The organism is Symbiopectobacterium sp., assembly GCF_051710365.1.
Classification (GTDB): Bacteria; Pseudomonadota; Gammaproteobacteria; order Enterobacterales; family Enterobacteriaceae; genus Symbiopectobacterium.
The window spans coordinates 1-10,648 of sequence record NZ_JBPETA010000111.1 but is presented as its reverse complement, the minus strand read 5'-3'; the positions used below and the strand labels follow the sequence as shown (position 1 = coordinate 10,648).

Genomic DNA, 10,648 nt, shown 5'->3' with positions numbered 1-10,648 from the left:
TGTCATCTTAGGTGTACAGTTTTCTCATGAGGCCTAACTGCATGATTTTGCGTTGCGAGGATCCGTCGTTTCACTTGGCTGCCAGCATAAAATCTATTTATTCAACAAAGCCAGGAATATGTTTACCGGTGTGGGTAATGACTTCTGCGCCACCGTTATCCATCAACTGTATCTCCTGAAGCAGCTCCGTGTTCACCATGTACTGGCGATGACAGCGTACAAAAGGTGTTTTCTCTTCCAGCGTTTTTAACGATAGCTGGGTATAACCTGACTGATTGAGCCCTACGACATGGACGCCGCTCAGCTCTGAACAGAGATATTCCACTTCTTCGATCTTAAGGAGAAAAATACGGTTGTGGTCGTGGCACGGTATATGCCTCAATTGAGGCTCCGCAATAAGTTGTACATTTTTATTTACGGATGTGCCGCGACGAAGACGATTGAGGGTTTTTGCCAGGCGCTGGTTGTCCAGCGGCTTGAGCAAATAATCAAAGGCATGTTCTTCAAAAGCGCGTACCGCGTATTCATCATAGGCGGTGACAAAAACAACATAAGGCATGCTGTCAGGATCGAGCATGGCAACCAGTTCCAACCCACTGATTTTCGGCATCTGGATATCAAGAAAGATCACATCCGGTTGAAGTCGGTTAATCACCGGTATCGCTTCCAGCGCGTTGCTGCACTGCGCTATCACCTCAATGTCATCTTCTTTATCCAGTAGTAGCAACAACTCTTCGCGAGCCAGTTGCTCGTCGTCAATTAGGATGGCTCTCAGCATGCTTTCCTCCTGTTGCACTGATTCTATCACTATTTGCATTGAGATAAGCGAGGAAAGCCAGTAACCCGCGACGCGAACGTGAGATTCAGGGGAGAGTGAATTAGTAATTTTATATTTACACTGTATGGATTGAAATCTTTACATGTTGTGGTACCTTGAACTCAATGTGGCGGCGGAAAGCGCGCTACGCTACTCAAGAACTGTCCAGGAATATGAACATGCAAAAAGATTCGCTCAACAACATCAATGGTCGCGATAACCGGTTATTGGTGGTGTGTGGACCCTGTTCCATTCACGACACGGATGCTGCGTTGGAGTATGCCCGCCGCTTGCATACGCTATCAGCCGAATTGAGCGATCGGTTGTATAGTTGTATATCGTAATGCGCGTTTACTTTGAAAAACCGCGTACTACTGTCGGTTGGAAAGGCCTCATCAATGACCCTTACATGGATGGCTCCTTCGACGTGGAGGCGGGGTTACACACTGCACGTGAGCTGCTGGTGAACATGGGGCTGCCTTTGGCGACAGAAGCGTTGGATCCCAACAGCCCACAATATCTGGGCGATCTGTTCAGTTGGTCAGCGATTGGTGCGCGGACCACTGAATCGCAAACGCACCGCGAAATAGCTTCTGGCCTTTCGATGCCAGTGGGTTTCAAGAACGGCACCGATGGTAGCCTGGGCACGGCCATTAATGCGATGAAAGCCGCAGCAATGCCGCACCGTTTTGTGGGTATCAACCAAACCGGCCAGGTGTGCCTGCTGCAAACCCAGGGTAACAGCGACGGTCATGTTATTTTGCGTGGCGGCAAGCAGCCTAACTACAGCGCACAAGACGTAGCGGAATGTGAAAAACAGATGCAGGCTGCGGGCTTAACGCCTTCACTCATGATAGATTGCAGCCATGGCAACTCGAATAAAGATTACCGTCGCCAACCGCAGGTGGTGTCATCCATTGTTGAGCAAATCAAAGCGGGTAACCGTTCCATTATTGGCATGATGCTAGAAAGTCATATTCATGAAGGCAATCAGTCATCGGAACAACCGCGTTCGGCAATGCAATATGGTGTATCGGTGACGGATGCCTGTATCAATTGGGAAAGCACCGATGCGTTGCTGAGATCGGTGCATCAGGAGCTAGGGGCGGTACGCCGTTCATCGTTGGGAGAATAACAGAACATGGTTGCAGAACTGACCGCGTTGCGGGATCAGATTGATGAGGTGGATAAGGCGCTGCTTGGTTTGTTGGCGCGCAGGCTGGCATTAGTGGCGGAAGTCGGAGAAGTAAAAAGCCGCTATGGTCTCCCTATCTATGCTCCCGATCGCGAGGCTGCGATGCTGCGTTCTCGTCGTGAAGAGGCCGAGGCCCTCAACGTGCCTGCGGATCTTATTGAGGATGTTCTGCGCCGGGTGATGCGAGAATCCTATGCCAGTGAAAATGACAAAGGCTTTAAGACCCTGTGTCCGCAGTTGCGGCCAGTCGTCATTGTGGGTGGACGCGGGCAGATGGGACGCATGTTCGAAAAAATGTTGCGTCTGTCCGGCTATGAAGTAAGGCTGTTGGAAAAAGAAGATTGGCCGCAGGCTGAGAGCCTGTTGGCGGATGCTGGCATGGTGATCGTTAGTGTGCCCATTCACGTGACGGAACAGGTGATTGCACAGTTACCACATCTGCCGGAGGATTGTATTCTGGTGGATCTGGCTTCGGTGAAAAATGGGCCGTTGCAGGCGATGCTGGCGGCACATTCCGGTCCGGTCGTAGGCTTACATCCGATGTTCGGACCAGATAGCGGTAGTCTTGCCAAGCAAGTCGTGGTGTATTGCGATGGTCGCCAGCCTGAAGCGTATCAATGGCTGCTGGAGCAAATTCAGGTATGGGGCGCCCGGCTGCATCGCATCAGTGCGGTTGAACACGATCAAAATATGATGTTTATTCAGGCGTTGCGTCACTTTTCCACTTTTGCCTACGGGTTGCATCTGGCGGAAGAGAATGTGCAGCTTGAGCAGTTACTTGCATTATCTTCACCGATTTACCGGTTGGAATTGGTGATGGTAGGGCGGCTGTTCGCACAAGACCCGCAGCTTTATGCCGATATCATCATGTCATCTGAAAATAATCTGGCCTTGATCAAACGCTATTATGCCCGCTTTGGTGAAGCGATTGCACTGTTGGAAAGCAAAGACAAAGCCAAAGCGGCGTTTATCGCCAGTTTCAAGAAAATAGAGCATTGGTTTGGTGATTATGCCCAGCGCTTTCAGGTGGAAAGTCGAGCCTTCAGTGCATCTCAACGGGGACGACGTTCTCACTGGGGTAACAGCCGAGCACTTTCAGTGAGCGCGTGATGCCCGATAACTCTTTCAGTGCTTTTTGTAATCCATCTCCGCGCATGTTAGCCTGCACATCAATATAAAACATCTCTTCCCAGGGGTTACCGTAAATAGGACGAGATTCCAGTTTTGTCATAATGATGCTGTGTTCGCGCAGTACCAGCAGTGCTTCCACCAATGCTCCCGATTGCTGACCCGTCGCCATAATCAAAGTGGTTTTGGCGGGTACTTGCTCAGAGACATCAATCGGCTTACGTGCCAACACGATAAAGCGGGTGGTGTTTTGGGTCTGGTTTGCCAGGTTATGCTCCAGCACGCGCAATTGATAAAGTAATCCACCGGCCTCGCTGCCCAGCGCGGCGGCGTGGGGTGAATTCAATGATGCGACTTTTTCCATCGCAGCCGCCGTACTTTCACAATATTCGATTTTCCACTGTGGATAACGCTGGATAAAATGGCTGCATTGCTGGAAGGGTTGTGGATGGCTGTAGACGGTCGTAATTTGGCTTAAATCCGTGTCGGTAGCGACCAGCATACAGTGATCGATGGGGTGGGTAAGTTCGCCCACAATCGACAGCCCGGTATGTTGCAGGAGATCGTACACGTCATTGATTGCACCCGATGTGGTGTTCTCAATGGGCAGAACGCCGTAGTCGGCTTGGCCGGTTTCCACCATCGCGAAGATATCCTGAAACTTCTGGCAGCCGCACTCAACCAACTGCTCAAAATGGCGCGCGGCATATTGCCGGGCAGCCAGATGAGAGTAGGAGCCTTTGGGGCCAAGAAAGGCGACACGCGCCGAGTGGGCTCCGGTGGGGTTAAGATGGTGCTGCAACAGTGCCTGCTGCGTTAGCACTGAGTCTTCAATAATCAGTTGAAACAGGCGCGTAATATAATGCCCATCAAGATGATGAGGTTTTGCCGCTTCGATAAGCTTATCCAGCAAATCTCTTTCTCGTTCTTTGTCGCGAATCGGGCGATGCGTATGTAACTTTGCGCGTGCCACTTCCAATGCCAACTCTCGCCGTTCGGCCAGCAGTTCAAGCAGTTTTAAATCCAACTCGGTGATGCGTTCACGTAAGGCCAGTAAAGGGTTGTCTGTCATGGTTGTGTTACCTGTAAACTCATTTTTATCCATACAGTGCGTATTAAATAAGTGCATAAAAAAAGCCCCCCTGTTCAGGAGGCTTTCTGGTTCGTCTTCGTATTCTTTCAATATGACGAATCGCCTCCCAATCAGGGGAAGGTAAAAAAGAATACGAAGAAAAACGGTGTGTGGCTCATTGGTTACCTGTCAAGCGCTAGCGCTCTCATGGGATGAAAGTACCCCTGTAAAGTAACTGTTGGCTTTTCGTTCTGTCAACTAAAAAGCGAAGGGGCCTTATCCTCAGAAACAAAAACGTGCCCTGACGGCGCGTTGTTGGCTACTGTTATCTGAAGGTTTCGGTTATGACAACTCAATATCCGCGTCTTTGACGCCAGCCGTCGTTGCTCGACGTGCTTCTCCCTTATGCTGCATCTTGTTCAGTTGGCGCTCCAGTTTCGCGAGCAGCTCATTAATGGCAGCGTACATATCTTCATGCTTGGCGCTGGCGACCAAGGGACCATTAGGCGTACTGATAGTCGCATCGGCAACAAAACCCACCGGTTCTTTGGATAAAATAATATGTGGGTTAATCAGGTGAGTTTGCCATTTATCCAGCTTGGTTAGACGGTCTTCGACATGCTGACGTATTGCGGGGGTGATTTCCATTTGCTTACTGGTAATGTTGATCGTCATATAACATACCTCTCTGCTTTTGCCGTCTCACTTAGATAACTTCAGCATAGCCGTAAATGGGATAAAAATCGTGATCTACATCACTTTTATTTGGCTGGTCGGATCACCTCGTTGCAATTTGTGAAGCACATAGAGGAAGCGCGACGCAAGGCTTGAGACCTGATGCAACTGGTGGCATTATCAATGAGATCGATGGCGTCCAGACAAGGTCAGTGGCGGGATTATGCTCGGATACTGTTCCGACGTTGGAATAAAAAAACGGCAAACCAAAGTTGCCGTTTTTTTATGTTTACGCGTGTGCTTAGGGCCGTGTTGCTTTCTGGTTAAGCGGGATTGGCCTCGACGATTTTCGCGACTTTATCCGCCTGACCCAGCAGTCGGAGTTCTCTGTAAGCATTTTCCATCAACGGAAGCGCTCTTTTCGTCGCTTGCGTGTCCGGGAAATCACGCATCACTTGTTCTACACGATTAACAACGGCGACGTAGGCACCGCGTTTGGTGTAATATTCCGCGACTGAAAGTTCGTATTTAGCTAAACGTTCTTTCAGGAATACCAGACGTTTGCCCGCATCCGTGGCAAACTGGCTGCGAGGATACGCTTGCAGCAACTGGCGGAAGTCACGAAACGCCGCGCGTGCATATTGCGGATCGCGGTCAGAGCGGTCAACGCCGAAGAACCCCTGAAGTGCGCTATCATCCTGAGCCATGTTGGTTAAACCACGCATGTACAGCACATAGTCCACGCTCGGGTGTGTCGGGTTGAGGCGCAGGAAGCGGTCAATGGAGGCTTGCGCCATCGCCAGTTCTGCGGACTTGTAATAAGCATAAATCAGGTCAAGCTGCACTTGCTGAGAATAGGGCCCGAAAGGATATCGGTTATCCAATGCTTCCAACTGTGTGATTGCTGCTTTAAAGTTACCGTCCTGCAATTTTTGTTGAGCGGTAGCATAAATTTCAGAAGGCGGACTGTCGGGAACCGTATCCTTGGAGCTGTTGGAGCAACCCGCTAGCGCCAGGCCCAACGTGGCTGCAGCCACCAGATATTTCATACGCATCATAACGTTTTGATTATCCTCAGAGTGTTATGCCGGGAGACTGGCCGTTACGCTCCCGGGTAAGACTAGCACAATAGTACATTATTTTAAACGGCATCGCCGCGAAAACCCAACGTTAACGAAGAAGCTGCAACTATGGCACAACAAGTACAACTCACCGCAACGGTGGCTGAGTCTCAACTCGGTCAACGGTTAGATCAGGCTTTGGCCGAATTGTTCCCTGATTATTCACGTTCTCGCATAAAAGAATGGATCCTGGACGATCGGGTACAGATTAACGGCAATATGATAAATAAGCCAAAAGAGAAAGTGTTAGGCGGTGAAGCCATTACGATTGATGCCTTGATCGATGAAGAGGTTCGCTGGGAAGCACAAGATATCGCACTGGATATCGTTTATGAAGATCAAGACATTCTGGTGATCAATAAACCGCGCGATCTGGTGGTTCACCCTGGCGCGGGCAACCCGGACGGCACCGTGCTCAATGCGTTGCTGCACCATTTTCCTGCTATTGGCGACGTTCCGCGCGCAGGCATTGTGCACCGCCTGGATAAAGACACCACGGGATTGATGGTGGTAGCGAAAACCGTGCCAGCGCAAACGCGACTGGTGGAATCGCTTCAGGCGCGTGAAATCACGCGTGAGTACGAAGCCGTTGCGATTGGTCGCATGACGGCCGGAGGCACAGTCAATGAACCGATGAGCCGCCATCCCACCAAACGCACCCATATGTCGGTGCATCCCATGGGAAAACCGGCCGTTACCCATTACCGCATTATGGAACATTTTCGCAGCCATACGCGTCTACGCCTGCGTCTTGAAACGGGTCGTACACACCAGATTCGTGTTCACATGGCGCACATCAACCATCCGCTGGTGGGCGATCAACTGTATGGCGGTCGTCCTCGCTTGCCTAAGGGGGCATCAGAGGAACTGGTGACAGCACTGCGCACGTTCGATCGTCAGGCGTTACACGCGACTATGCTACGCCTTTATCATCCCATCAGCGGGATTGAAATGGAGTGGCATGCCCCCATACCACAAGATATGGTTGATTTAATTGAGGTATTAAAAGCGGACGCCGAGGCGTTCAAAGATCAATATGACTGGTGACGAGAGGCTGATGACGAGCGAACTGATACTGCCTGACTGGCCTGCACCGCAACGTGTGCGTGCCTGTAGTACCACGCGAAGGGGAGGCGTGAGCCAAACGCCCTTTGATTCGTTGAATCTTGGTGCGCACGTAGGCGATCGACCAGAGGCGGTGTTAGATAATCGTCAGCGACTGGTCACGCTGGCAGATTTGCCTGCGATGCCGCAGTGGTTAAATCAAGTGCATGGAACGCAGGTGGTTTCATTAGAGTCTTCTGCGTCAGGCGTGCCGACCGGTGATGCGGCCTACACCAATCAACCTGGTCTGGTGTGCGCGGTGATGACCGCAGACTGTTTGCCGGTGCTGTTTTGCTCGGATAGCGGTGATGAAGTGGCTGCCGCGCACGCGGGCTGGCGCGGCTTGTGTTCTGGCGTGCTGGCAGCGACATTGCGTCATTTCCGCGCCCCTGCGTCGTCCGTGATGGCATGGCTTGGGCCGGCGATCGGGCCGCAGGCGTTTGAGGTTGGCCCTGAGGTGCGCGATGCTTTTATTGAACAGCACCCTGCCGCCGTAGACGCATTTATCGCTAAGGATAACAAGTTTATTGCCGATATCTACCAGCTAGCTCGTTTGCGCTTGCAAGCTCAGGGCGTGACGAAAATTTTTGGTGGCGATGCCTGTACTGTGACTCAGGCCGACAAATTTTTCTCATATCGCCGCGATGGAACTACGGGTCGTATGGCAAGTTTAATCTGGCTGATATAACCTACTGAATTAAGACGATCCATGGCAAGTAACTGCATTCCTTCTATTATTACTGGCAAAATAATCTTGAAATTTTGAGGGATGACCTCATTTAATCTCCAGTAGCAATTTTGACCAGTATGTATGGGAGGAGTTATGCGTCTGGATCGTCTTACCAATAAATTCCAGCTTGCCCTTGCGGATGCGCAATCTCTGGCGCTCGGCAAGGATCATCAGTTTATCGACCCGTTACACGTCATGAGTGCGCTGTTGCAGCAGGATGGCGGTACGGTCAGCCCGCTGTTGACCACGGCAGGTGTAAACGCTGTTCGTCTGAAAGCGGATATTGAACAGGCCATCGCGCGTTTACCGCAGGTGCAGGGCGTTGATGGCGATGTGCAACCCTCCAATGAATTCGTCCGTACTCTCAATCTGTGCGACAAGATTGCACAGAAGCGCGGCGATGCGTTTATCTCTTCCGAGCTGTTTTTGCTGGCGGCGCTGGATACTCGCGGCACGTTGAGCGATCTCCTGGCGCGTGCGGGGGCAACTAAAGAAGCCGTCTCTAAAGCCATTGACCAGGTACGTGGTGGTGAACAGGTGAACGATCAAAATGCGGAAGATCAGCGACAAGCGCTAAAGAAATTCACCATCGATTTAACCGAACTCGCTGAACAGGGCAAATTGGACCCGGTCATTGGCCGTGATGAAGAAATTCGCAGAACTATTCAGGTACTGCAACGCCGTACTAAAAATAACCCGGTGCTGATCGGTGAACCTGGTGTCGGGAAAACGGCAATCGTAGAAGGATTAGCCCAGCGTATCGTCAACGGTGAAGTGCCAGAAGGGCTTAAACACAAGCGCGTGCTGTCGTTAGACATGGGAGCATTGATTGCCGGTGCCAAATACCGTGGTGAATTCGAAGAACGTCTGAAAGGGGTGCTTAACGATCTGGCAAAACAGGAAGGCAGCGTCATTCTGTTTATCGATGAGTTGCATACCATGGTTGGCGCGGGCAAAGCTGACGGTGCAATGGATGCGGGTAACATGCTGAAGCCTGCATTGGCGCGCGGGGAGTTGCATTGCGTTGGCGCGACCACGTTGGACGAATACCGGCAATACATTGAGAAAGACGCTGCGCTGGAACGCCGATTCCAAAAGGTGTTTGTGGCGGAACCCAATGTTGAAGACACGATCGCGATTCTGCGTGGGCTTAAAGAACGTTATGAATTGCACCATCACGTGCAGATCACTGACCCGGCGATTGTGGCGGCGGCCATGTTGTCGCACCGCTACATTGCCGACAGGCAACTGCCGGATAAAGCCATTGACCTGATTGATGAAGCGGCATCAAGCATTCGTATGCAGATGGATTCGAAACCGGAATCTCTGGATCGTCTGGACAGGCGTATCATCCAGTTAAAGCTGGAACAGCAGGCGCTGAAAAAAGAGTCCGATGAAGCCAGTCAAAAGCGACTGTCTTTGCTGAGCGAAGAGCTTGAGCAGAAAGAACGCGACTACTCCAAACTTGAAGAAGAGTGGAAAGCGGAGAAAGCCTCTCTCAGCGGTACGCAAAATATCAAGGCCGCATTGGAACAAGCGAAGATCGAACTGGAGCAGGCACGTCGTCAGGGCGATCTCGCTCGCATGTCGGAGTTGCAGTATGGGCGCTTGCCCGAGCTTGAAAAACAGCTAGCGGCGGCGACGCAGGCGGAAGGGAAAACCATGCACCTGTTACGCAACAAAGTGACCGATGCCGAAATTGCCGAAGTGCTAGCAAGATGGACGGGAATTCCCGTTGCGCGCATGTTGGAAAGTGAACGAGACAAGCTGCTGCGTATGGAGCAAGAACTTCATCAGCGCGTTATCGGGCAAGATGAGGCGGTCAGCGCCGTGGCGAACTCGATTCGTCGCAGTCGTGCAGGCCTTTCCGATCCTAATCGACCCATCGGATCTTTCTTGTTCCTGGGGCCGACCGGGGTGGGGAAAACCGAGCTGTGTAAAACGCTGGCAGCCTTCTTGTTCGACAGTGATGACGCGATGGTGCGCATCGACATGTCTGAATTTATGGAAAAGCACTCAGTGTCTCGTTTGGTCGGCGCACCTCCGGGATACGTGGGGTATGAAGAAGGGGGGTATCTCACCGAAGCGGTTCGGCGGCGTCCTTATTCCGTGATCCTGCTTGATGAAGTTGAAAAAGCCCATCCAGATGTATTCAACATTCTGTTGCAGGTGCTTGACGATGGCCGCTTGACGGATGGGCAAGGCAGAACGGTGGATTTCCGTAATACAGTTATCGTGATGACCTCGAACCTAGGTTCCGATCTCATTCAGGAACATTTTGGTGAAATGGATTATGTCGGGATGCGTGACATGGTTATGGATGTGGTCAGCCATCGTTTCCGTCCGGAGTTTATCAACCGTATTGATGAAGTCGTGTTATTCCACCCATTGGGTCAGGCACACATCATGTCCATCGCGCGTATTCAGTTGCAGCGGTTGTACAAGCGGCTGGAAGAACGTGGCTATCAGGTCACGATGACCGAGGCCGCATTGGAACAATTGGGGCTAAGTGGTTTTGACCCGGTTTACGGTGCTCGACCGCTCAAACGTGCTATCCAGCAGCAGATTGAAAACCCACTGGCCCAGGAAATCCTTTCGGGCAAATTGATTCCGGGGAAACCGGTCACTTTGGATGTTGATGGCAGCGAAAAGCATATTGTTGCCAGGCAGTGATTAACATTTATGTGTACTAGCTCAGACCTGATCTGACAGTTACCGGTTATTTATACAGGTGTCTGTCAGATTAAATCTGGTTCAGATTTTTTTCTGCCCAGACCCGTTTACCATCAAGTAATGTTGCCATTGG

9 protein-coding genes, 1 pseudogene and 1 other annotated feature are annotated in these 10,648 nt (G+C 51.3%); of the genes and pseudogenes, 5 read left to right on the top strand and 5 right to left on the bottom strand.

Going from position 1 to position 10,648, the window contains the following annotated elements; all coding sequences use genetic code 11:
* Positions 1-97: 97 nt before the first annotated feature.
* Positions 98-778: a two-component system response regulator BtsR gene (gene btsR / locus ACTBDZ_RS11195; protein WP_438815366.1), complete on the bottom strand. Its 681-nt coding sequence runs from the start codon at positions 776-778 to the stop codon at positions 98-100.
* 242 nt (positions 779-1,020) lie between these two features.
* On the opposite strand from btsR, the pseudogene ACTBDZ_RS11190 reads away from it, so the two are divergent.
* Together ACTBDZ_RS11190 and tyrA are read left to right on the top strand one after the other, a co-directional pair.
* Positions 1,021-1,952 (top strand): annotated as a pseudogene (locus tag ACTBDZ_RS11190) (3-deoxy-7-phosphoheptulonate synthase); the annotation flags it as partial.
* A 6-nt stretch (positions 1,953-1,958) separates the two neighbouring features.
* Positions 1,959-3,122 carry a bifunctional chorismate mutase/prephenate dehydrogenase gene (gene tyrA, locus ACTBDZ_RS11185; RefSeq protein WP_438815365.1) on the top strand — a complete coding sequence of 388 codons (1,164 nt, stop codon included), beginning with the start codon at positions 1,959-1,961 and terminating at the stop codon, positions 3,120-3,122.
* Here the strand turns inward: tyrA and pheA are convergent.
* The 4 genes from pheA to bamD form a co-directional block, all read right to left on the bottom strand.
* Positions 3,055-4,212, bottom strand: coding sequence for a bifunctional chorismate mutase/prephenate dehydratase (pheA, locus tag ACTBDZ_RS11180; RefSeq protein WP_438815364.1), 1,158 nt, complete (start codon positions 4,210-4,212; stop codon positions 3,055-3,057). The two genes, tyrA and pheA, sit on opposite strands and share 68 nt — an antisense overlap.
* Positions 4,213-4,267: 55 nt before the next feature.
* Positions 4,268-4,392: a sequence feature (Phe leader region), on the bottom strand.
* Positions 4,344-4,391, bottom strand: a complete 48-nt coding sequence (gene pheL, locus ACTBDZ_RS11175; protein ID WP_196907589.1) for a pheA operon leader peptide PheL — start codon at positions 4,389-4,391, stop codon at positions 4,344-4,346. It overlaps the preceding feature by 48 nt.
* Positions 4,393-4,554: 162 nt before the next feature.
* A complete protein-coding gene (gene raiA / locus ACTBDZ_RS11170) occupies positions 4,555-4,887 on the bottom strand; it encodes a ribosome-associated translation inhibitor RaiA (RefSeq protein ID WP_264626123.1) in 333 nt (110 codons plus the stop codon).
* A 323-nt stretch (positions 4,888-5,210) separates the two neighbouring features.
* Positions 5,211-5,945, bottom strand: a complete 735-nt coding sequence (gene bamD, locus ACTBDZ_RS11165) for an outer membrane protein assembly factor BamD (RefSeq protein WP_438815363.1) — start codon at positions 5,943-5,945, stop codon at positions 5,211-5,213.
* 132 nt (positions 5,946-6,077) lie between these two features.
* On the opposite strand from bamD, the gene rluD reads away from it, so the two are divergent.
* The 3 genes from rluD (at position 6,078) to clpB (ending at position 10,515) form a co-directional block, all read left to right on the top strand.
* Complete coding sequence (rluD, locus tag ACTBDZ_RS11160) at positions 6,078-7,055, top strand: 23S rRNA pseudouridine(1911/1915/1917) synthase RluD (protein WP_264626121.1); 978 nt, start codon at positions 6,078-6,080, stop codon at positions 7,053-7,055.
* Positions 7,056-7,065: 10 nt separating this feature from the next.
* Positions 7,066-7,800 carry a purine nucleoside phosphorylase YfiH gene (gene yfiH / locus ACTBDZ_RS11155; protein ID WP_438815362.1) on the top strand — a complete coding sequence of 245 codons (735 nt, stop codon included), beginning with the start codon at positions 7,066-7,068 and terminating at the stop codon, positions 7,798-7,800.
* A 135-nt stretch (positions 7,801-7,935) separates the two neighbouring features.
* Entirely contained in the window at positions 7,936-10,515 is a 2,580-nt protein-coding gene (gene clpB / locus ACTBDZ_RS11150) for an ATP-dependent chaperone ClpB (protein WP_438815361.1), read from the top strand.
* Positions 10,516-10,648 lie beyond the last annotated feature (133 nt).